General features: G+C 44.8%; 18 protein-coding genes. 3 read left to right on the forward strand and 15 right to left on the reverse strand.

The window, feature by feature from the left end; all coding sequences use genetic code 11:
* Window positions 1-31 precede the first annotated feature (31 nt).
* From POW22_RS13375 to POW22_RS13385, 3 genes are read left to right on the forward strand one after another with little or no spacing between them, the layout of a single operon-like run.
* A complete protein-coding gene (locus POW22_RS13375) occupies window positions 32-1,693 on the forward strand; it encodes a serine hydrolase domain-containing protein (RefSeq protein ID WP_272833256.1) in 1,662 nt (553 codons plus the stop codon).
* Window positions 1,694-1,695: 2 nt separating this feature from the next.
* Window positions 1,696-2,775, forward strand: a complete 1,080-nt coding sequence (locus tag POW22_RS13380) for a sensor histidine kinase (RefSeq protein WP_272833257.1) — start codon at window positions 1,696-1,698, stop codon at window positions 2,773-2,775.
* Window positions 2,775-3,503 carry a LytR/AlgR family response regulator transcription factor gene (locus POW22_RS13385; RefSeq protein ID WP_272833258.1) on the forward strand — a complete coding sequence of 243 codons (729 nt, stop codon included), beginning with the start codon at window positions 2,775-2,777 and terminating at the stop codon, window positions 3,501-3,503. The genes POW22_RS13380 and POW22_RS13385 overlap by 1 nt, the downstream gene beginning before the upstream one ends.
* 48 nt (window positions 3,504-3,551) lie before the next feature.
* On the opposite strand, the gene POW22_RS13390 is transcribed toward POW22_RS13385, so the two are convergent.
* The 15 genes from POW22_RS13390 to POW22_RS13460 form a co-directional block, all read right to left on the reverse strand.
* Window positions 3,552-3,929, reverse strand: a complete 378-nt coding sequence (locus tag POW22_RS13390; RefSeq protein ID WP_272833260.1) for a LysM peptidoglycan-binding domain-containing protein — start codon at window positions 3,927-3,929, stop codon at window positions 3,552-3,554.
* 110 nt (window positions 3,930-4,039) lie between these two features.
* Window positions 4,040-4,696 carry an ATP-binding cassette domain-containing protein gene (locus POW22_RS13395; RefSeq protein WP_272833262.1) on the reverse strand — a complete coding sequence of 219 codons (657 nt, stop codon included), beginning with the start codon at window positions 4,694-4,696 and terminating at the stop codon, window positions 4,040-4,042.
* Window positions 4,693-4,989 carry a hypothetical protein gene (locus POW22_RS13400; RefSeq protein WP_272833263.1) on the reverse strand — a complete coding sequence of 99 codons (297 nt, stop codon included), beginning with the start codon at window positions 4,987-4,989 and terminating at the stop codon, window positions 4,693-4,695. The genes POW22_RS13395 and POW22_RS13400 overlap by 4 nt, the downstream gene beginning before the upstream one ends.
* A gap of 9 nt (window positions 4,990-4,998) precedes the next feature.
* On the reverse strand, window positions 4,999-8,283 hold the full coding sequence (locus POW22_RS13405; RefSeq protein WP_272833264.1) for an amidohydrolase family protein: 3,285 nt from the start codon (window positions 8,281-8,283) through the stop codon (window positions 4,999-5,001).
* A gap of 28 nt (window positions 8,284-8,311) precedes the next feature.
* A complete protein-coding gene (locus POW22_RS13410) occupies window positions 8,312-8,881 on the reverse strand; it encodes a YdeI/OmpD-associated family protein (protein WP_272833267.1) in 570 nt (189 codons plus the stop codon).
* Complete coding sequence (locus POW22_RS13415; protein WP_272833269.1) at window positions 8,881-10,503, reverse strand: M1 family metallopeptidase; 1,623 nt, start codon at window positions 10,501-10,503, stop codon at window positions 8,881-8,883. The genes POW22_RS13410 and POW22_RS13415 overlap by 1 nt, the downstream gene beginning before the upstream one ends.
* A complete protein-coding gene (locus POW22_RS13420; RefSeq protein ID WP_272833271.1) occupies window positions 10,504-11,832 on the reverse strand; it encodes a M28 family metallopeptidase in 1,329 nt (442 codons plus the stop codon).
* Between the two features lie 46 nt (window positions 11,833-11,878).
* The gene (locus POW22_RS13425; RefSeq protein WP_272833272.1) at window positions 11,879-12,502 is read right to left on the reverse strand and encodes a M23 family metallopeptidase; all 624 of its coding nucleotides are present in this window, start codon (window positions 12,500-12,502) and stop codon (window positions 11,879-11,881) included.
* 72 nt (window positions 12,503-12,574) lie between these two features.
* On the reverse strand, window positions 12,575-13,438 hold the full coding sequence (locus POW22_RS13430; RefSeq protein WP_272833273.1) for a TolB family protein: 864 nt from the start codon (window positions 13,436-13,438) through the stop codon (window positions 12,575-12,577).
* An 89-nt stretch (window positions 13,439-13,527) separates the two neighbouring features.
* Window positions 13,528-15,339: an acyl-CoA dehydrogenase family protein gene (locus tag POW22_RS13435; RefSeq protein WP_272833274.1), complete on the reverse strand. Its 1,812-nt coding sequence runs from the start codon at window positions 15,337-15,339 to the stop codon at window positions 13,528-13,530.
* 6 nt (window positions 15,340-15,345) lie between these two features.
* Window positions 15,346-16,536 carry an acetyl-CoA C-acyltransferase gene (locus POW22_RS13440; RefSeq protein ID WP_272833275.1) on the reverse strand — a complete coding sequence of 397 codons (1,191 nt, stop codon included), beginning with the start codon at window positions 16,534-16,536 and terminating at the stop codon, window positions 15,346-15,348.
* A gap of 3 nt (window positions 16,537-16,539) precedes the next feature.
* Window positions 16,540-18,948 (reverse strand): 3-hydroxyacyl-CoA dehydrogenase/enoyl-CoA hydratase family protein, encoded by a 2,409-nt coding sequence (locus POW22_RS13445; protein ID WP_272833276.1) that lies wholly within the window; start codon window positions 18,946-18,948, stop codon window positions 16,540-16,542.
* Window positions 18,949-19,401 carry a MarR family winged helix-turn-helix transcriptional regulator gene (locus POW22_RS13450; RefSeq protein ID WP_272833277.1) on the reverse strand — a complete coding sequence of 151 codons (453 nt, stop codon included), beginning with the start codon at window positions 19,399-19,401 and terminating at the stop codon, window positions 18,949-18,951.
* Between the two features lie 91 nt (window positions 19,402-19,492).
* Entirely contained in the window at window positions 19,493-20,476 is a 984-nt protein-coding gene (locus POW22_RS13455; RefSeq protein WP_272833278.1) for a VPGUxxT family thioredoxin-like (seleno)protein, type 2, read from the reverse strand.
* An 83-nt stretch (window positions 20,477-20,559) separates the two neighbouring features.
* Window positions 20,560-22,338: an AMP-dependent synthetase/ligase gene (locus POW22_RS13460; RefSeq protein ID WP_272833279.1), complete on the reverse strand. Its 1,779-nt coding sequence runs from the start codon at window positions 22,336-22,338 to the stop codon at window positions 20,560-20,562.
* Window positions 22,339-22,405: the final 67 nt, after the last annotated feature.

Consider the following 22,405-nt stretch of genomic DNA (forward strand, 5'->3'; position numbering starts at 1 on the left):
AGGTTCTTAAATTTGAGTAAATTTCATCATCATGACTAAACGAACACAGATTTTCCTAAGCCTTTTTTTAACGGTTACAAGCCTTTTCCACGCCCAGCAAATTGACCAATCGGCCTTAAAATCCTTAATAGATCAACAGATCGGTGATGACACCCCTGGTGTAGCCGTAGGTGTTGTATATAAAGGGGATGTGGTTTTTGAGCACTATGCGGGCTTTGCGAATTTGGAGTACCAAATTCCCGTTGACGATAAGTCGGTTTTCAATATTGCTTCGGTAGCCAAACAATTCACTGCAGCCATGGTTGTAGATCTTAGTTTGCAAGGTAAAATCAACCTTCAAGACGATCTGAGAACCTACTTGCCGGACTTATACACGGCTATTAAAGAACCCATTACACTAGAACAAATTCTAACACATACTAGTGGCATTAGAGATTATTGTGATCTGATGGCTGTACAGCGCAATCCTTGGTGGAGGCGTGAAGGTTTGAGCAATAAGACGGTTTTGAAGATCCTTCAAAAACAACAAACGCTCAACTTTGAACCGGGCACGGATTATACCTACAGCAATAGTGGATATATCGTTTTAGCCGCGGTCATCGCAAAGGTTACCGGAGAATCCTTTGCAGACTATTCCAAAAGCTGGTTCAAATCCATAGGACTCAATCACACCCAATTCTCTGACAACTATATGGAAGTGATTCCTAATAAGACCACGGCCTACGCCAATTGGGGAGACGGTCGCTGGCAGATCTATCCTATGATCACAGATCTACACGGAGACGGTTTTCTATATACCACACTAGCCGATATGCTCAATTATGAGAAGCAGATCCAGGCGGCCGTGCTTGCAGATCAAGATTCTTGGCAAGCTAAAACGCAACAAGCGTTAAATTTATCTCCAACAGGATACAGTTATGGTTTGGAGCAAGGTAGTTTTAGCGGACAACCCATGATCTATCATTCTGGAGCAACGGGAGCTTACGGAGCTCATGTAGCGCGTTTGCCACAAGATGAAATAGCTGTGTTTGTCATGAACAACGGTATTGTAGATGCCAGTTATTTGGCAACGCAAGTATTAGAAACCATTTACGGAGCGCAAGAGCAAGGTGTAGCTTCACCAAGTATGCCAGAGACTTTAGGGCCTAAACCAAAGGAAAGTTCAATTTTAGGCACCTATTTGCTGGAATCGAGCACGGAAGTTGCTATTGTAAAACGTAACGACACTTTGTTTAGAGAGATCAAAGGCGCCAACCCGGTGGCCCTGGAACACTTTAAAGGCAATGTCTACAAGTACACTAACGGTTCGGGATTAGCCTTGGCCTTTGTGCCGAGTGAAAAGAGCCCAGGTAAAATGGACTTTGAAATGTATCATCCGCAGATACCCACGCGCAAGGCAGGCTGGCTGCCACCGCTTGAGATCATCCCAGAAGAACTTCAGAAGCTGTCAGGAGATTTTTCCAACACAGAATTGGATTCTGATATGCTAGTGCGTTATCTAGGCGAAAATCAGTTTACGGTGCAATTAAAGGACAGACCTTTAGATGCGGAACTCATACGGGCCAATACCATTAGGGTCAATGGCGGCTATATTTTGACTCCGCAGTTCAACGCAGACAACAGCCTTAAAGGATTTTCACTAAATTATGGTCGCGTGCAAAATGTGATCTACACGCCATCAGCTAAAAACTAATTATGGAAACCAACAAAACAGCCTGGCATGACAGAACCATAGCCAGTGTGCGGATCAAAGACATCTTGATCACCTTTGGGCTTTATATGCTCTTTGCGCTGATGTACCATATTACCCTTTGGGTGAATCGCGCGGGTTATAACGATCCAGAAGACGCCATTTTTCAATTGGTGCCTTTCATTCGCCGCGGAGGGATGCAGTACACGATTTTCTTTTTATTAACGATTCCCGTATGGCTGCTGATCTTTAGAGGACTCAAGGACTGGAAACTCTATCAACGCCTACTGGTACATCTTGTAACACTGCCCATCTTTGTGTTTGGGTCTAAGTTTATATACTACGAGCTCAGCGAAGCCTGGGGCATGTGGCATTTGCAAGGAGGCGCTGAAGTCTGGGATGTGTATATTCCAGCGCTGTTCTATATGATTCAATTCGGATTCTTTCATGCTTATGAATACTTTAGAAAGAATCAGGAGAAACTAAAATTAGAGGGGGAATTGCGTCAAGCTGCTTTAAAGAGTGAGCTCTCCGCGATCAAAGCGCAATTGAATCCACACTTCTTATACAACGTATTCAATACCATCAACGCCTCAGTCCCACCAGGACAAGAGAAGACGCGAACCATGATCGCGCAGCTGTCTGATTTGTTTAGATATCAACTCCGCGCTTCTCAAGAAGAACTGGTGACTTTAGGGGAGGAGCTGGAATTTGTAACCAAATACCTCGACTTAGAAAAGGCGCGTTACGGTGAACGTTTGTCTTTGAATTTTAATGTCGATGAGGCATTGTACGATGAAAAGATTCCGCCCATGCTCTTGCAACCTTTGGTTGAGAATTCCATAAAACACGGCCTTTCTAGCATTATTGAAGGGGGTTCCATCAGCATCAGCATCTTTAAAAAAGGAGAGAAACTCATGTTTGAGGTAGCCGATACCGGCGTGGGAATAGCAGACAAAGAAGCCGCTTTTACCAAAGGAATTGGATTAGCCAATACACATCTGCGCTTACAAAAGATGTATCAATCGCAATTGGAGATCTTTGACAATCAGCCTCAAGGAGCCATCATAAAATTTGCCATTTAATGCAGAAGGTTATTATTGTTGATGACGAGCAGGCAGGACGCTCATTGATTCGGGAGTACTTGGAGGACTATCCAGAGCTTATCGTAATGGCAGAAGTCAACAACGGCGTAGATGCGGTAAAAGAGATCAATCGCTTTAAACCTGACTTAGTTTTTCTAGACATTCAAATGCCCGGTTTGACCGGTTTTGAAGTGATCACTCGCTTGGATGAGCTGCCACAGATCATTTTCTCCACCGCCTACGACAAATACGCTTTAAAAGCCTTTGAGGTGCATGCGGTGGATTATTTATTGAAGCCGTATACCAAAGACCGTTTTCGAGTTGCAGTAGAACGCCTGAGTAAGTCAGATTCGCAGCAAGCCTTGGCACCATTGACCAATACCTTATTGATGGACACGGCACATTATCCCGAGCGGGTCTTGGTTTCCTCCAACAAAAAGCTCATTACCATTGAGGTGGCGCAAATTCAGTGGATTGAAGCCTATGGTGATTATTCCAAATTGCATACCGCAGCTGGAAGTTTTGTGAGTAATTACGGAATCAGTGCTTTGGCAGATAAGTTGGATCCCAAGCTATTCTTGCGCGTCCACCGATCTTCTTTGGTCAATCTTCAAGCCATTAAAGAAGTAACTAAATACGGCAAAACCTATAATATCACCGTGAGTAGCGGAGATAGCGTTCGGGTAAGTCGCGGTTATGTTGAGGCCGTTAAAAAGCTCATCGTATAGCAATAAAAAAACCGCCAATTGGCGGTTTTTTAAGTTTTCAAGTGTCAATTACAGGTTAGGGATAACCAATTCTTGTCCTGGGTGGATCATATCAGGATTCTTAAGGATGTCTGTATTGGCCTCAAAAATGGCTTGATACTTCATCGGGTCCTTGTAGTAGTGCTTAGCGATCTTGCTTAAAGATTCTCCACTGGCTACAGTATGACGGTGGTAAACAGAATCATCAGCTACTTTGATGTCGGCCATAATGTCTGCAGGGCTTTCTCCGCCTACTTTTTTGATCTCATCCCACAAGAGGTTTTTCTCATAAGGAGTCGCTGCTGTACCCCATACTTTGAGTTGTCCGCCTTCTTCACGAACGTCTCCGTCCTGAATGTTTAGTTTTTCCCCTAAATCCAGTACACTTTGATATTTTGCTTTGATCATGTCTCTTAATGTTTAGTATTACTTGTTTAAAGATACGAATCAATGACAATACCTGATAGTCGCTAAGCTAAATTTAATGACTGATTCCGTTTAAAGACGATTTTTGCATCTTATCGGATGTAGCCCAAACGTTTAAGATCTTCTTCTGTGCTGGTCTCATAAAGTTTTCCCTGCTGCAAAACTTTGATCTCACTGCAAAGCTCCATGACATCGTGGTAGTAGTGGTCGGTGATCAGCACCGCTTTGTGTTTGGCCGTTTCTTCTAACAGGATTTTGATCTGTTCTATGGTCTTTGGATCGGTCATGGAAAAGGGTTCGTCCAGAAGTAAAACCGAATGCGGCATATAACATGATAGCACTACACCCAAATACGTCCGTTGACCTTCAGAAAGCGAACTTACCCATTTCTTAGTGAGCTCATGAATACCCGGGGTATAGAAGATACGGTCTTGAACAGCTCCTTCCGGGCAAGCCATAGGAATTAGATCCTTTACTTTGAGTTGCCGCGGATACATGCCGTCTTGGGCCAAATAGGCGACCTTTTGCTGCCTAAAATTGTGATAGGGTTCGTAAGTCTCTTGATTGAGGTAGAAGGAGCCTGTATCGGCTTTAAGACTTCCAAAGAGTATTTTTAAAAGCGTGGACTTTCCGCAGCCATTGCGACCCAACAATCCAAAAATGCCACCGGCATTGATCTGTAGGGAAACGTCCTCTAGTATTTTATTGGCGCCATATGACTTGGTGATATTGAGTCCGACAAGTTTCAAAACAACACCCACAGAATTAATGATATCAGTGCTGCCAAAACCAACAAAAGCAACAGGTTGATATAAAAGACGTTCAGCAGTAAGCGTCCTGTGGTAAAACCCAGATTATTATAGAAATTGAGCTGTTCCGCGTAGAAGGACCTAAACGCGAGATAGCCTACCACATGCGCTAAGAGGATGTAAATACCCATAGCCCAAATCAGATCAATAAAGGCCCAACTCAAAAAGAATAAGGCCAATCCCGGGATCAGTTGACTCAAATAATAGTGGAGTAGGGCTCTCCAGTATTTCATGTGCTCCTCTTAGTTTGTTTGATGTCCAATATGGCAACCACAGCCAGGCCTTAAGAAGCTGTTACTTTCTTGATGCCAAGGAAACGCCTGATTGTAGCCTGGTTGTTCCCAGTAGAACGGCAATCTCTTTTTAGGGGAATTACCAACTTCATCCATAGTTGAGGTGTCGTACAAACGGCCGTTAACCATAGTGTACAATACGCTGTTGGTATTTTGAATGTCCTCCAAAGGATTTTTATCCAGAATAACCAGATCCGCAAGCTTTCCAACTTTCAATGAGCCTATATCATTCCCAGCACCGATATATTCCGCGCCGTTAATTGTTGCCGACTGTAAGGCTTGTAAAGGAGTCATTCCTCCTTGAGCCAGCATCCAGGTTTCCCAATGAGCTCCCATTCCTTGTAATTGTCCATGAGCACCCATATTTACTTTGACTCCAGCGTTTGCCAAGGCGGTCGTGGTCTGTGAATTCAAGATATGTCCATTGGTATACTCTTCCATAGGAATCATAGTACGGTGTCTGGAACGCGCGTCAATGACACTTCTCGGGGTGTATTTCAGCAGTTTTTCATTCTCCCAAACGTTGGTGGTTTGATACCAGTAGTATTCACCGCTCATACTGGAATAGTTTACAATATGTGTTGGGGTGTATCCCGTTCCTGAATTCTTCCAAAGCTCAATGACATCTTTGTAAACTGGAGCAATAGGAATGTTGTGTTCTACACCGGTATGCCCGTCCATCACCATAGTAAGGTTATGGAAAAAGGTGGATCCGCCTTCTGGAACTACATTGATGCCCAACTCACGTGCCGCTTGCATGACCTGCTGTCGCTGTTCACGTCTGGGTTGGTTGTAACTCTTCACAGAAGTGGCTCCAAAAGCTTTAGTTCTTTTTATGGCCGATCTGGCATCGTCTAAACTGTTGATCACTGCCTTAAAATCTCCATCGGCTCCATAAAGGATAAAACCGGTGGAGTAGATGCGTGGTCCAACAAGATTACCCGCTTTTACCATTTCAGATAAGGTAAAGACCGTCTCCGTATTTGCTGAAGGGTCATGCGCTGTGGTTACACCAAAGGCCAAGTTGGCTGTTAGTTGCCAGTTTTGTTGCGTAGTGAGTCCGTAACGGAAGGCTCCCAAATGGGCGTGTGCATCAACCATTCCTGGCATTATGGTCTTGCCACTCATATCCATGACCTTAGAGCCGCTTGGAACGCTTATATCATCAGCCGCTCCAACAGCAGCAATACGATTGGCCTTGATGACTATGGTTCCATTTTCTATGACCTCGTCTCCTTCCATGGTAATAATACGAGCATTGGTAAAGGCAATAACACCGCTGGGTTTATCCACGGCCGGTTGTAAACCAATTTTTATGCCCGATTCACTCATGTCGGTAGCCTCATCTTTTCCGCCAGGAATAAAGCCAAACTTATCGGTCAGATCGTTTTTAAAATATTCATCACCAAGCGTCCACATCATGGCTTTGCTATCTGAAGACCAATGTATATTGATCCCAGCATCCTTGCTTACTTGAACTACAGGGACATTTGTGCTGCTTGGAGTCAGGTCTTGCGTTTTTCCATTGAGCACCAAAGGGGCAATATAAGCGCGGTGCAAGTTGCTAAACCCGATCCATTGGTCGTCGGGACTCGGCACCAAGCGGTTGGCGTATTTTGAGCTCACGTGGGTATGTTTGTCCTGCCCGTTGAGATCAACACTGTGCAAGCTTTTGGTATTGTTTCCAAAGTAGGTACCTCCAGTTTGGTAATAGATCCGGCTGTCTGTGCTGTTGTAGCTTGGATATTCACCTTCTGTGGTGAGTTTCTTCATTCCGCTTCCATCGGCATTCATACTGTAAAGACCACTGTCTTTGGTGTAAGTAAAGCCTTGATCAGTATTTCCACCTTCTCGTCTAAAAGCGATCTGTGTTCCAGCTCTGTTGTAAGCCGGGGTTCTATAAATGGCTTTTTCTGAGGTCAATTTGGTCGCTGATCCACCTGTGGTTGGGATGGAAAAAACGGCACCTTTTTCTAAGTCGTTCCAAGTAACGAAAACGATCCTGTTTCCGTTTGGGGAGAAGCTTGGCTCAAACTCGAAATCGGTGCCTTGAGTTAATCTCTTTGGTGTGCCGTTGGGTAAGGACTTGGTCCATAAATATCCTAAGGCGTGGAAAACAAGCGTTTTGCCATCGGGTGAGGTCACGGCTTGTCGAATAGCTTTACTGGTAAAGTCAGTATCAGAAATGGGCGTATTGAAATGCACGGTTTCTGCAAGTTCAACTTTTACATCCGCCTCAAAAGGAATCACAGAAAGGCTTAGGTCTGCAATATTGAGCTTGTGGATCTTTCCTTGCGCCCAAAAGACCAAATGCTTGTTGTCTGGCATCCAGTCAAAGTTTGGATAAACGCCAAAGATGGCCCAAGCCTCTTGCTGGTCTTTGTTCAGCGCATCAAATACAGGGTATTCTACTCCGGTCTCTAAGTTGTGGATGTATAAGGTTGATTTAGTGCGGACCCGTTTTACAAAGGCCATCATAGTTCCATCCGGAGAAAGCTGCGGACGCGCCGCTCCACCAGGACCTCCGGTCAATTGTGTGGTTTTCCCTGTAGCACACTCATATCGTTTTATGACGTAGATCTGCTTGTTCGGGTCTTTATTGTATTGAAAGAAGCCTCCAGGATAAACGTCCTCGCTGTAGTAGAGGTACTTTCCGTCAGGACTGATCACTGGCTCATTCACGTCTTGCTGATCGTTCTTGCGTTTGGTCAATTGAATTCCGCTTCCACCAGTAATGTGGTATTGCCACATTTCTCCAGCGCCTAAGGAACGCCCAGAAGTAAAGTGTTTACGAGCTACAAATGAAAATCCGTCTGGCATCCAAGCGGCATTGTTGAGCAGTCTAAAATTCTCTTTGGTGATCTGTTTGGCGTTGGAACCATCCGCATCCATAACCCAAATATTATCACCGCCACCAGCGTCACTGGTAAAGAGAATCTTGGTGCCGTCTGGGCTGAATCGGGGTTGAATTTCAAAAGGAATACCACTGCGCAACACTTTGGCCTTCCCGCCACTGGTTGAGAGGCTGTAAATATCACCCAGCATATCAAAGACAATGGTCTTGCCATCAGGACTCACGTCCAGATTCATCCAAGTACCTTCGGTAGTCGTAAAGCGGTGGGTTTTGTAGTTGAAATCGTCTCCGGGAGCGGTAACGTCCCATGAAGCATCCTCTTTTTGTGCAAAGGTGAATGATACGCACAAGAGGCAAATTAGCGTGAATGATCGCGTCATGTTAGTGAATTTTATTAAAGATACTCTTTTAGCGGGATTTTATGTTGGATGCGCACAATTCAATGATCTCCGCAATGCGCTTTTGTCGCGTTTCTTCGCGTTTGGCACTGTGCAGCCAACTTAGATAACTCTTCCTATACCCACGGCTAAAGTTGTTGTAATTCTCAAAGGCCTGGGGATTGGCGTCAAATGCCTTTTGCAGATCAGGGGGGATGATGCCGTTTTCCACATCGTCCATGGCGGTCCAGGTGCCGGTCTCTTTAGCCAGATTGATCATTTTATAACCTGCTTCATGAATGAGGCCAACCGCTTCTAGTTCCGCAATGTATTTTTTATTCAGTGCAGACCAGTTGCTTTTAGGATTGCGCGGACAAAAGTATTGCCGTCGTTTACCGCCGCCAAGACTCTTTACAGTAGAATCGATCCAGCCATAGCACAAGGCCACACGCACGGCTTCTTCCCAACGCATGGTGGGAATGTTGTTCTCCAGCTTATAAAAGATGAGGTAGATGCCCTTGGGATACTGTCCGTGATTGATCTCCAGCCAATCGCGCCATTCCACATCGCGTGGAAAATACAACTCTGGGCGTTCTTCCATCAGTCTTCTACCATTACCGGTTCTACATAAAAGTCGCGCTTAACACCTACAAAGTTGATAGTGTCCGTCCATTTTTCTGACTGCCAGTCTTTATTGGGGAAGATCCACTTTTCTTGATCATTCAGCATCATGATCACTGGCATGTCAAAACCATCCACAATATTGGTGTAGCGATACTTCAATTGATTCCCGTCTATGGCCAATTCCAGATTTGGAATCATGGTGGTGCGCAAATACTGATTGAAGAAGGCTGAAAAGTCTTTGCCAGTGGCTTTGCTAATATAATCTTCTACCTGCTTACTGCTCACGGTTTGATGTCTGAAATCTTCATTCAAACCTCTGAGGATCTCACGCCAGAGTTCATCATCTTCTATAAGCATACGCAAATTGTGAAGCATATTGGCACCTTTGTAGTACATATCACTACTACCTTCATTACGCACGCCGTAATCGCCTATAATTGGGATATCATTGTAAATGTTTTTTCGACATCCGATCACATAGTCTGCTGCTGCCTTGGTTCCAAAATGATAGTCCAGATATAAATTCTCACTATAATTGGTAAACCCTTCGTGCACCCACAAATCCGCTACATCAGAGTGGGTAATGTTGTTGGCAAACCATTCGTGTCCCGCCTCATGGATGATAATGAAATCGAATTTCAGGCCCCAACCTGTACCTGAAAGGTCAGATCCTCTAAACCCATTCTTATAGCCGTTCCCATAGGTGACCGAACTTTGATGTTCCATCCCCAAGTAAGGAGCTTCCACCAGCTTGAATCCGTCTTCATAAAAAGGGTAGGGGCCAAACCAATGTTCAAAAGCCTCTAGCATGCCTGTGGTTTGCTCAAACTGCTTACGAGCCTTAGCTTCATTTTCTCTGAGGACATAGTAGTCTATATCCAATTTGCCAGCTTCTCCGGCATAGTCTTCTCCAAAATGAACATAATCTCCAATATTGATGTTGATTCCGTAGTTGTTGATAGGATTCACCACTTGCCAAGTCCAGGTCTTGGTTGTCGCTGTGCTGTCCACTTTGATCAATCGGCCGTTAGAAACGTCCATAAGGTCTTTAGGTGTAATGACACTGATCACGGTTCCTTGATCGGGCTCATCATAAGGGTGATCCTTATTGGGCCACCAAATACTGGCGCCAATTCCTTGATTGGCGTTGGCCACAAAAGGCTTTCCGTTGCTGTCTTGGGTAAAGACAAAACCGCCGTCCCAGGGTGCATTTTTGGCGATTCTTGGTTTACCGCTAAAGTAAACGGTGAGCTTTTCCTCTTTGCCGGGCTTCATTTTCTTTTGAAGCTGAATGTAATGCGCAATACCTTCTGAGGTCCATTTGAGCTCTTTTCCATTTTGAACCACCTTATCGATGCGCATGGGTTCTTGCAGGTCAAGTTGTAATCGATCTGCGTTTTCCAACACTTTATACGTGATAGTATTGGAGCCCGAAAGGCTTTTATTGTCAATGTCTACGGTGACATCTAGCTGGTAATGCTGTAAGTCCCACCAAGCGCGCTCGGCAGTGATCTGTCCTCTTAGAGAATCTTGACGGGTATAATTTTGAGCAAAAGAAATGCTGCAGATCAGCAGTAAAAAAAGAAACCGATACTTCATCTAACGAATGATTTTATTTGGAAATACAACCTCACTTTCATGCCCATCGGCACCCACGGCTGCAACTCCGAAGAAATAATTGTCAATAACAATGCCATCTAAGGTTGCACTGTTGCCATCTGTAACAATTCGGGCGTTGTCCCATGTCGGTGAGGTAGTGTCTCGCCAATAGATCTTATAGGCCACAGCGCCTTCTACTGCAGACCATTCCAAACGCGCACTGGCCTCTACAATACCGCCAATACCTACTTCTTTAGGCGCAGGAGGCGCCCATGCTAGGTTGGCCAAAGTAATTGCGTTCACTGCAGTGAGTTTTTTAGCGTAAGGGAAGTTCACATGCTCAAAGGTATCGCCATAGGCAATGCCGTCTTCCACGCGAATGTCTTGGTGCTGTTGGGTGTAATTCTCATGCGCTTCCATGATACGGATACCCGCAAAGCCAGCGTCATTAAAGGGTCGGTGATGTCCACCACGGCCAAAACGATCCAAACGGTAGACCATCATCGGATTCATTTCTGGCATATAAGTCTTCGTGGTTTTATGTACGTATCGAGCAAGCTGACGAGAGATCCCATCAACTTCTCCACCGTAAAAACGCATAGCGCGTAATCGACGCGCGTCTGGCTCTGGTGGATAAGGTTCACTAAAGATTCTGAAGGTTCTATTGTCAACCACGCCGTCAACTCCAGTGATGTTTCCGATCATATCGTTATTGAGAATACCAATGATCTCCCAACCTTGCTTTTGAGCGTAAGCGGCCAGACCTTTTCCTCCGTAGAGGCCTTGTTCTTCTCCGCTTAAACCGACATAGATAATACTGTTTTCAAATTGGTATTTGGAAAGCACGCGCGCCGCTTCCAAGGCTCCAGCCATCCCAGTGGCATTGTCATTGGCTCCAGGAGAGTCTGAGGTATAGTCAGTAGGGTCGCTTACACGAGAATCGATATCACCACTCATAATGATGAAACGGTTAGGGTATTTAGTACCGCGTTGAATCGCTACCACATTAACCACGTTGACGTCTTTTACAATGCGTTGATTGTCTCCTTTGGGGACAAAATCGCTCTGATAAAATACTTCTAAACAACCGCTACAACCCGCAGAAGTTTTTTCAAACTCGCTTTTGATCCAGCGCCTGGCAGCACCAATCCCGCGCGTATCAGAAAGAGTGTCGCTCAGGGTGTGACGTGTGCCAAAACCGGCTAGGGTTTTGACATCTTGCCGTATTCTGTCTTCAGATACAGCGTCAATGATATCATAAATTCTTGGGTCCGTTTGGGCGTGAGAAATGCTGCCTATCAGCAGTAGTAAAAGAATAAAATTCCGCATGTTGGTCTTTTTGCCTAAAATTAGCCAAAAAGTTTCAGAAAAGATGTTAATACGGTTCTGCTCTGTACATAATTCCGCTGGTCAATCGGGTTGGGTTTGGGTCAGTATTTCTAAAGTTCACGGGAAGCCCAAGGTAGGGGAAGGTCCAACCTCCACCAGTGACAATGAAATGTAAATGTGGATAACCTGCTAAACCCGTGGATCCGCTAAAGCCAATGGAGTCGCCTTGAACCACAAGATCATTCAGCTCTACAATAGCTCCATTTTGAGTGAGATGCATATACTGCGCAAAGGTGTTGTCACTGTGTTGAACCACCACCAAATTGTTAGGGAAATTGCCGTCTTTGCCACTTTCTTCTATGTGGATCACACGGCCGGCTCTGGCTGCGGTGACCAAGGTGCCAATATTCATATCAAAATCTACAGCAAACTGATCTGGTTCACCATCGGCATGAAAACTGCTGCTGCAATGCGTCAATCCAATATTATAGGACTTCCCCACAGGATAAGGCAGCACATAGGGTGATGTGGACCATTCCGGGTAATTGGCTTGGCCGCAAGAGGTGAGCTCAAAATCAACTTCTGGTATTCTGACCTCTCGTACAGGGTCTCTTTTGCTACAACTCAGCAGCAAAAGGCCTAAAAGTGAAAAGCTTAGTTTTTGGATCATTGTTAGTTAGTTTCTGATGAAACAAAGCTCAAACAATAACCGCAGTTGCTGGTTAACAGTTATAATTATTTACTATTTGGGAATTCCCACCAAAGCGATTCTTTTGCCAGAAGGGCTGATGGCGATTCGACTGATGTCTGTAATTACATTAGCGTCGAGATCCGCGAATTTTTCCCAATCCTTTTTATCAAAGGTGTCGTAAACAAATAAACTGCTGTTGCTACCTACGATCAACTCTGAGTCATTGAGCCAAGCATAATCATTCACGCCTATAGGTAGTTGGGTCACAAAAAAGCTTTCCAAACTGTCCATATCCAAGAGGTATACATCTTGTTGTCCTTGTTCATTGGTGGCGGTATAGCTGACCGAGTTTTGTCCAGGAACTTTATGGAAGCTACGGCCTACATCTTTGAGCAGGGTATAGGTCTTGGCCTCGTCCAATTTGTGCACAAACAGGTTTAAAGTTTCGTCTTCAATATAGCAGCCCACTATCTGATTGGCATCGTAAAAGGTAAAATAAGCCACCATGAGATCGGGGATCAAGACCGTGGACTTTCCGCTGCGCTCATAACGATACAAACGCTGCAGACCTGTGGTGTCTAGTCGTACTGCAGCAATACCGCTTTCATCGGGCATAAGCTGAGGTGAATACTCTCCACCAGCGAGTGAGCCCCCGGCACGCATTTTACGTCCCATTCGCGAGTGCATCTGGAAAATATCAGTTTGCCCGTCATTGTTACCGGCATAAAGCAATAGATTGTCCGTGCCAAAGCTCGGCTGATTGTCATAACCCGGATCGTTAGAAAGGTTTTGTAAACCACTGATGGTGGTGCCTTCTTCATCAGTATCAATACTGGCAATAAAAACGTCCGGATTGGTTTGTCCAAAGGCCAGACTTCCGCAGAGTAGTGTGAGTAGGTATAGTAAGCGATTCATGAGTGTTGTTTGCATAAAGATAGCAAAAACGAAGCCAAAAAAAAGCCGCCCCAACAGGGCGGCTCTATCACAATAATTAAAACCCTAATTTAAAAACTGTAATCGTTATCCTTGGCAACGCGAGCAGCGATCTGCTTGCGCAAAGCCACTACGTTAGGATTGTTTTGGTATTTAGTGAAACGTTTAAGTCCCATAAGCATCATGCGTTGTTCGTCGCCTTCTGCAAAAGAGATGATTCCCTCTTTGGCCTTATCGTTAACAATGTTCACGGCATCGTATAAATACAATTGCGTCATTGCGATCTGTTCCGCTTGAGAATCCAAACCAAAACGCTCAATGTTCTTCTCGGTGCGCAATACAGCAGATTCTGCCATATAGATCTCGATCAAGATATCTGCAGCAGCCATTAACAGTTGTTGATGCTCTTCGAGTTGCGGTCCAAATTTTTGAACAGCGCTTCCAGCGACCATCAGGAATACTTTTTTCAACTTCGCGATCATGGCTTTTTCCTCGCTCATTGGCGCGCTGTAGTCTGGCGTTTCAAAAGATGGAATTCCAGTCAGCTCATTAGCCACAGCCATAGCTGGGTTTAGTAGGTCTACATGTCCTTTCATGGCCTTTTTGACCAACATTCCAACAGCCAACATACGGTTGATCTCGTTAGTTCCCTCATAAATTCTAGAGATACGAGCGTCTCTCCAAGCAGATTCCATAGGAGTATCGGCGCTAAAGCCCATTCCCCCAAAGACTTGGATGCCTTCATCCGTACAGTTCTGAACATCCTCAGAAACGGCAACTTTCAAAATAGAACACTCAATGGCAAATTCTTCCACACCTTTAAGCTCAGCTTCTTGGTGCGTATTCCCGTCTTCTAGGCGGATGTTGATTCGGTTTTCAATATCCTTGGCAGCACGGTAACTTGCAGACTCTCCAACATAACAGCTGGTAGCCATATTAGCGATCTTAGCTTGAATAGCTCCGAAGTTCATAATAGGAGTCTTGAACTGCACACGCTCGTTGGCGTATTTCACAGCTTCTCCAATCACACGACGTTGTGCATCCAAACAAGCAGCAGCCAATTTGATACGCCCTACGTTCAAGGCGTTCATGGCAATCTTGAAACCGTCGCCTCGGTTCGATAACATATTCTCAACAGGCACCTTGGTCTCGTTAAAGAAAACCTGACGGGTAGAGGAGGAGTGGATTCCGAGTTTGTGCTCTTCTTCACCCAAGGTCATTCCGTTTGGATTCTCCGGATCGTATTCTACGATGAAACCAGTAATGTTTTTATCGTCTTCAATTCTAGCAAACACAATAAAGGTAGAAGCAAAGCCAGCGTTGGAGATCCACATCTTTTGTCCAGAGATCAAATAGTGTGATCCGTCTTCTGAAAGTACAGCTTTGGTTTTACCCGAGTTGGCATCAGAACCCGCTCCTGGCTCGGTCAAACAGTACGCACCAAAAACTTCTCCCATGGCCAATTGCGGCACATATTTTTGTTTTTGCTCTTCGGTTCCGTAAAGGGTAATTGGCATAGTCCCGATTCCGGTATGCGCTCCAAAGGCAGTTGCAATGGATCCTGTAGCTCCTGAGATATAATCACAAACCAGCATGGTAGACACAAATCCCATCCCTAAGCCGCCGTACTCTTCTGGTACTGCTACTCCAAGGAAACCGAGTTCTCCCGCTTTACGCATGATCTCTTCGGTAAGAGCGTAGTCTTTCTTCTCAAACTTTTCTTTCTTTGGCCAGATCTCACGATCCACAAATTCCTTTACAGATTCTTTCATCATCTGTTGCTCCTCAGAAAAATCCTCTGGAGTGAACACGTCCTGGCTGGCGGTCTCTTTTACGATAAACTGACCTCCTCGAATAATATCTTGCTTGTCTACTGTTTCCATGCCTTCTTAGTTTAAAAATTCGTAAATACCTGCAGCACCTTGTCCGGTTCCCACACACATGGTTACCATTCCGTACTTGCCTTTCATATCGCGTTTGCGCATCTCATCAAAGAGTTGCACACTCAGTTTAGCTCCTGTACATCCAAGTGGGTGTCCTAGAGAGATAGCTCCACCGTTCACATTGATGATCTCTTGATTCAATCCCAGCTCGCGAATCACAGCCAAAGATTGTGAAGCAAAGGCTTCATTGAGTTCAATGAGATCAATGTCTTCTTGCTTTAAGCCTGCTTGCTTTAAAGCCTTTGGAATGGCCTTAACCGGGCCAATTCCCATAATTCTCGGTTCCACACCCGCAGCGGCAAAATTCACCATGCGCGCAATCGGTTCCAAGTTTAATTCCTTCACCATTTCCTCGCTCATCACCATTACAAAAGCGGCACCGTCACTCATTTGCGAAGAGTTACCAGCAGTAACGCTTCCTCCGTCCGCAAATACAGGGCGCAGTTTGTTCAATACCGCTAAAGAAGTATCAGCACGCGGCCCTTCGTCCTTATTTACCGTATAACTTTTTGTTTCTTTTTTACCAGCAGCGTTCACAAAAGTGTGATTCACTTCTATGGGAACGATCTGATCGTCAAAACGCCCTTCAGCTTGTGCTTTCAAAGCTTTCTGATGCGAATTGTAAGCAAACTCATCCTGATCCTCTCGAGATACTTTAAACTGATCGGCCACAGCCTCAGCAGTCAATCCCATACCCCAATAGTAATCTTCGTTTCCGTTTTTAGCCAGACCGTAATCTGGAGTGGGTTTGTATCCGCCCATTGGAATATAGCTCATGCTTTCCGCTCCACCGGCAATGATGCAATCGGCCATGCCACTTTGGATCTTAGCCGTAGCCATGGCAATGGTTTCAATTCCAGAAGCACAGTAACGGTTTACGGTCACTCCAGGAACATCTTCTACTTTCAATCCCATCAAAGAGATCAGACGCGCCATGTTCAAGCCTTGTTCTGCCTCTGGCATCGCGTTCCCGACAATTACGTCGTCAATGCGGGTTTTGTCCAGTTCCGGCAGCTCCTTCATCATGTACTCAATCGTTTCTGCTGCCAGCTCGTCCGGACGCTTAAATCGGAACAGTCCGCGAGGCGCTTTCCCCACGGCGGTTCTATATGCTTTTACTATATATGCTGTTTTCATCTTCTAGTTTCTTAATGGTTTACCCTTTTTCAACATATGCTCAATACGCTCCAACGTTTTGCGCTCAGTACAAAGAGATAGGAAGGCTTCACGTTCTAGATCGAGCAGGTATTGCTCGCTAACACGTTGTGGTTCCGAAAGATCTCCACCGGCCATCACATAGGCCAATTTGTTGGCGATCTTCTTATCGTGCTCACTGATGTAACGTCCTGCTTCCATAGAATCCGTACCAACCAAGAACATACCTAAGGCTTGTTTTCCAAGTACTTTTACATCTGTGCGTTGGATCGGCTTGGTATAACCGCGATCTGCCATAATACGGGCATAAGCTTTAGCGGTTGCCAATTGACGGTCTTTGTTAACCACTACAATATCCTTTCCTTTTTGAAGGATTCCGGTATCGTAGGCTTCATAAGCAGAGGTTGCCACTTTAGCCATACCGATGGTTAAGAAGTATTCTTGCAGTACGTTAAGCTCCACGTCATTTTTGTGGAAGGTATCTGCTGCGCGAAGCGCCATTTCTTTACTACCACCACCTCCAGGGATCACACCAACACCAAACTCAACGAGTCCAATATAGGTTTCTGCAGCTGCCACGACCATATCAGCGTGCAAGGACAATTCACAACCTCCACCAAGGGTCATTCCGTGAGGAGCAACTACCGTTGGGATAGAAGAATAGCGCATGCGCATCACCGTGTCTTGGAAGTATTTAATAGCAGCGTTGAGCTCGTCATATTCCTGCTCTACGGCCATCATAAAGATCATTCCAATGTTGGCTCCAACAGAGAAGTTTGCCGCTTGGTTTCCAACTACCAAACCGTCAAAATCCTTTTCTGCAATGTCTACGGCCTTGTTTAGTCCGGCTAGAACATCACCACCAATGGTGTTCATCTTGCTTTGGAATTCTACGTTCAGGATTCCATCGCCTAGATCTTCAACAACAACACCGCTGTTTTTAAAGACCTCTTTAGATTTTCTGATGTTGTCCAAGATGATAAAGGCATCTTGTCCAGGAATTTTTTGCTGTGACTTTTGGTCACGATCATAGCTGTAGGTAGCTCCGTCAACTACGGAGTAGAAGCTGTCACTACCGCTATCTCGCATTTCTTGAACCCAAGCAGCTGCTTCTAATCCTTCTGCTGCGATGAATTCTAAACCTTTGTCTACACCAATGGCATCCCAGATCTGGAAAGGACCGTGTTCCCATCCGAATCCTGCCTTCATGGCGTCATCAATTTTATAAAGCTGATCGGTGATCTCTGGTACGCGGTGAGAAACATAGGCAAAAAGTGCCGCCAAGGTCCTGCGGTAAAACTCACCGGCCTTGTCCTTTCCACCGACCAATACTGGCCAACGATCAATTACTTTATCAATGCTTTTAGTCAACTCTAGCGTACCAAAGGAAGCGCGTTTTTTAGCGCGGTACTCCAAAGAATTTAGATCCAAAGAAAGAATCTCACTAGAACCGTCTTCTTTCTTTACTTTTTTATAGAAGCCTTGTCCGGACTTGCTTCCTAGCCACTGATTCTCCATCATAGTATTGATGAAATCTGGCAAAACGAATAGTGGTTTGCGCTCATCATCCGGGCAGTTGTCTGCAATTCCGTTGGCTACGTGTACCAAAGTATCCAGCCCTACAACGTCTACAGTTCTAAAAGTGGCAGACTTTGGACGACCAATGACCGGTCCACTCAATTTGTCCACTTCTTCAATGGTCAGGTCCATTTCCTTAACCATATGGAACAAGCTCATAATGCTGAAGATCCCAATACGGTTCCCGATAAAGGCTGGGGTGTCTTTAGCAATTACTGATGTCTTTCCTAAATACTGTTCTCCATATCCGTTCAGGAATTCCAAAACCTCTGGATTGGTCTTTGGCCCAGGAATGATCTCAAAGAGTTTCAAGTAACGGGCAGGGTTAAAGAAGTGCGTTCCACAAAAGTGTGCTTGGAAGTCTTCACTGCGTCCTTCACTCATGAATTTGATCGGGATACCTGAAGTATTTGATGTAATCAGCGTTCCTGGTTTTCTGTATTTCTCCAGATTCTCAAAAACTTGCTTTTTGATGTCCAGACGTTCTACAACCACCTCAATGATCCAATCGACCTCGCTTACTTTAGCGATATCGTCTTCCAGGTTACCGGTGGTGATTCTGCTGGCGAAGCTTTTGTGGTAAAGCGGAGCTGGTTTAGACTTGATAGCCTTAGTCAAGGCATCATTAACCATGCGGTTTCTAACTACCTTGTCTTCTAGGGTTAGGCCTTTGGCTTGTTCTTTTTCGGTGAGTTCACGAGGAACTATGTCTAAAAGCAGAACCTCAACTCCGATGTTGGCAAAATGACAAGCGATTCCGCTTCCCATGATCCCGGAGCCAATGACTGCTACTTTATTAATGGTACGTTTTGCCATTTAGGATACAATTTTTTTGTCGTTGTATATTTTCTTTGATTGAATGAGTTCTAGGATGTTATTGGCCACGCGCATGAAGGTTGCAAAGTCTTCCTTGTTCACCGTTTCTTTTACAGCCTCATCAAAAGTGATCACAACTTGTTTTGAGTAATCGCGCATTTCGCGTCCAAAATCCGTCAAATGAATTAAAACACCACGGCCGTCCAATGGGTTGGGTCTGCGTTCTATCAAACCTTTTTCTTCCATGGTTTTTAAGGTGCGAGAAAGGCTAGTGGCTTCCATGCCCATCTTAGGCCCTAGGGCCGTAGAGGGAGTTCCTTCTTCAGGATCAATGCTGATTAGCGCAAATCCTGTGGCCATAGTCGAACCCTTTTTTCCGGCTTCTTCATTATACATTTTGGCAACCGCCATCCAGGTGGCACGCAAAATATAGTCAATGGTCTTTTCCTTCATTTGGATATAATTTCATTCCAAAGATAAGGAAAAATACTATGCATGCATAATAAATATTTCTAAAAGTATTTGAGCAAGCCGTTGGTCAAGCTTACAAGGAGTATATGCGCTTTAGGTCGAGGAATTCTGTTTTGAAAGAATTTTCAGATCGATTCTCTTTGGCGATGGTTTTGTTTTTAATAAGCTCTAACCAACGTTCCTGCGAAGGGCTTAAGATATAGGTGGGATCTACTCCTTGCCCAATTAAGCTGTTGATCTTGGTGCGCTGTACTTCACTTAAAGGCAAATAACGATACAAAGAACGTTGCAAATAATAGTCTTCATCATTGAGCGCTGCGCGGAATTTGGCATTTCCAATGATTGGGCTAATGCTGTTGCGTTGGGCAAAAGCGTCAATGGTTTCTTTGGAGATCTCGTCCTTATTATAGGTAACCTTTACCACCTCACGTCCGCCTGAAAATCCGGCCTCGGTCTTTACCACTCCGGCTAAAGATCCAAGAGCTTTTTCTCCAGACCAAAAGCAATACATACTGTAAACCGCTTGTTTGGTATTGTCTGGGCGCAGTTGTAATTCTTCTGCTAGGATCTCCATATATGCTGGCGGTGTAATTTGTTCTTTAAGCAATGCTTTTTGCATTCCTTGATACAGCCCCAAAGCTGTATAATTCCCAGCAATACGATTTACTAGATTCTCTCCGCTCGCATTTACAATACGAACCACCGGATTGTTCCAACTGGGTTCGCGGTATTTTTTAAGCACGGCAGCATCTTTTCCGCCTTTGTTATTAAAGATGGCTAAAGGAATGAATTCATTTTCTATAGCTTCTGAAAGCAGCGGATGAGAAAGCACATTATTGCCATAGTTTCTGCAGGTGGTACAACCAGGTACTTCTTGGAATAGTATTAAAACCGGCTTGTGCTCTGCTTTGGACGCGGCCAGTGCTTCATCGTAATCGCGGTACCAGCTGATGGCGCCGAGTTCTACATTCTGATTAAAGGCTTCGGTTCGAGTTTGACTAAAGCTATAGGGGAGACTGCTCAGACTCATCAGCAGTACAAAAAAGATCTTTCTCATAGTTAAAAAAATAAAGGTGCAGAACGTTCTACACCTTTATTGAGTCTTTAATAAGGAGCAAGTCCTTACACGACAATTTAAATTTATGCTTTGTCGTAGATCTTATTATATAGGTCCATATATTTTTCTTTGATCACTTTTCGGCGCATTTTCATGGTAGGCGTAAGGTGACCTTCTTCGATACTCCAAACTTCTGGGGTAAGCTCGAACTTCTTTATCATCTCCCATTTCCCAAAGCGTTGGTTGTATTTGTCTACTTCTTTTTGGATGCGCTTGATCAGTTTTGGATCTTTAATGAGTTCAGCCGGGTCAGACGATAGGCCTTTTTCTTTGCGCTCGTTCCAATCGGCAATGAATTCAAAATTCGGCTGAATGAAGGCAGCAGGCATCTTCTCTCCGTCACCAATAACCATGATCTGCTCAATGAAGCGGGATTGCTTCATCACATTTTCAATTAGCTGAGGCGCAATGTATTTTCCTCCGGATGTTTTGAACATTTCCTTTTTACGATCCGTGATCTTTAGGAATCCGTCTGCATCTACTTCTCCGATATCACCGGTGTGGAAGTAGCCGTTTTTCAAAACTTCTGCAGATTTCTCTGGGTCCTTATAATATCCCATCATCACCTGAGGTCCTTTAACCAGTATCTCTCCGTCTTCTGCGATCTTCACTTCAGTGTCTGGCAATACTTTACCAACGGTTCCTATTCTAAGTCCGCCGTTGCGCATATCGTTCACGGAAACTACTGGAGAGGTCTCAGTAAGTCCGTAGCCTTCAAAAACAGGGCAGCCGGCAGCGTTGAACACACGTGCTAAACGCGGTTGCAAAGCGGCAGAACCTGAGGCAATGGCTTGCAAGTTTCCTCCAAGAGCTTCTTGCCATTTACTGAAGATGAGTTTGCGGGCAATTCCCAATTTAAACTCATACCATCCGCCGTTAGCGCGATAAGGCTTCCATTGAAGACCCAGTGAAACGGCCCAGAAGAACAATTTCTTCTTCACTCCAGTAAGGTCGGTTCCTTTAGCAATGATCTTGTCGTATACTTTTTCTAACAGACGCGGAACGGCAGACATTACTTGTGGCTGCACTTCCTTTAAATTATCACTGATGGTTTCCAGCGACTCTGCAAAATAAATTCCCGTACCCGTGTACTGATACATATACATGAGCATACGCTCGTAGATGTGACAAACCGGTAGAAAACTCAAGGCTTTAGCAGATCCTTGAACTATCGGTAAGCGGGTTGAACTATTGATGGCGTTGCTCACAATATTGCTGTGACTCAACATCACTCCCTTAGGTTTTCCGGTAGTTCCTGAAGTATAAATTAAGGTGGCCAAATCTGATTCTTTTACCGCATCCATACGTTTTTGTACTTCTGCCTGATTCGAATCATCAGCACCGAGTTCTAAAACTTGGGTCCAATTGTCACAACCGTCAATGCTGTCAAAAGAGTAAACTCCTTTTAGGGTAGGGACTTGATCTTTGATCTTATTGATCTTCTCCAAAACCTCTTGACAAGAGACAAAACAGTATTTGGATTCACTGTGATTGAGTACGTACGCGTAATCTTCTTCTGAGATGGTTGGGTAGATCGGTACATCCTGAGCCCCGAGTTGTAAGATTCCAATATCGCAAATATTCCATTCAGTTCGATTGGTCATGGAGATGAGTGCGACTTTATCACCACTGTCTACTCCCAAACGCAGCAAACCGCGGCTTATCGCATTGGCTTGATCTACGTATTTTTGGGTTGATGTTTTTGTCCAGTTGCCGGCTTTTTTGGTCACTAGCGCATCCTCGCGCGGCAGGTTTTCCAGTTGGTAATAGGGGAAGTCAAAGAGTCTCTTAATTTCTGTCATAGTTCGTTTCTGCTAGATTTCTCGCAAATTACAAAAAAATACAGCCATTTTTTGCCATACCCTCAAA

The organism is Gilvibacter sediminis (assembly GCF_028561565.1).
Taxonomy (GTDB): domain Bacteria; phylum Bacteroidota; class Bacteroidia; order Flavobacteriales; family Flavobacteriaceae; genus Gilvibacter; species Gilvibacter sediminis.

Bases quoted from the DNA above. Each gene is read 5' to 3' on its own strand.
- POW22_RS13375 (WP_272833256.1), top strand. From the start codon at position 32: ATGACTAAACGAACACAGATTTTCCTAAGCCTTTTTTTAACGGTTACA.
- POW22_RS13380 (WP_272833257.1), top strand. From the start codon at position 1,696: ATGGAAACCAACAAAACAGCCTGGCATGACAGAACCATAGCCAGTGTG.
- POW22_RS13385 (WP_272833258.1), top strand. From the start codon at position 2,775: ATGCAGAAGGTTATTATTGTTGATGACGAGCAGGCAGGACGCTCATTG.
- POW22_RS13390 (WP_272833260.1), bottom strand. From the start codon at position 3,929: ATGATCAAAGCAAAATATCAAAGTGTACTGGATTTAGGGGAAAAACTA.
- POW22_RS13400 (WP_272833263.1), bottom strand. From the start codon at position 4,989: ATGAAATACTGGAGAGCCCTACTCCACTATTATTTGAGTCAACTGATC.
- POW22_RS13405 (WP_272833264.1), bottom strand. From the start codon at position 8,283: ATGACGCGATCATTCACGCTAATTTGCCTCTTGTGCGTATCATTCACC.
- POW22_RS13410 (WP_272833267.1), bottom strand. From the start codon at position 8,881: ATGGAAGAACGCCCAGAGTTGTATTTTCCACGCGATGTGGAATGGCGC.
- POW22_RS13415 (WP_272833269.1), bottom strand. From the start codon at position 10,503: ATGAAGTATCGGTTTCTTTTTTTACTGCTGATCTGCAGCATTTCTTTT.
- POW22_RS13420 (WP_272833271.1), bottom strand. From the start codon at position 11,832: ATGCGGAATTTTATTCTTTTACTACTGCTGATAGGCAGCATTTCTCAC.
- POW22_RS13425 (WP_272833272.1), bottom strand. From the start codon at position 12,502: ATGATCCAAAAACTAAGCTTTTCACTTTTAGGCCTTTTGCTGCTGAGT.
- POW22_RS13430 (WP_272833273.1), bottom strand. From the start codon at position 13,438: ATGAATCGCTTACTATACCTACTCACACTACTCTGCGGAAGTCTGGCC.
- POW22_RS13435 (WP_272833274.1), bottom strand. From the start codon at position 15,339: ATGGAAACAGTAGACAAGCAAGATATTATTCGAGGAGGTCAGTTTATC.
- POW22_RS13440 (WP_272833275.1), bottom strand. From the start codon at position 16,536: ATGAAAACAGCATATATAGTAAAAGCATATAGAACCGCCGTGGGGAAA.
- POW22_RS13445 (WP_272833276.1), bottom strand. From the start codon at position 18,948: ATGGCAAAACGTACCATTAATAAAGTAGCAGTCATTGGCTCCGGGATC.
- POW22_RS13450 (WP_272833277.1), bottom strand. From the start codon at position 19,401: ATGAAGGAAAAGACCATTGACTATATTTTGCGTGCCACCTGGATGGCG.
- POW22_RS13455 (WP_272833278.1), bottom strand. From the start codon at position 20,476: ATGAGAAAGATCTTTTTTGTACTGCTGATGAGTCTGAGCAGTCTCCCC.
- POW22_RS13460 (WP_272833279.1), bottom strand. From the start codon at position 22,338: ATGACAGAAATTAAGAGACTCTTTGACTTCCCCTATTACCAACTGGAA.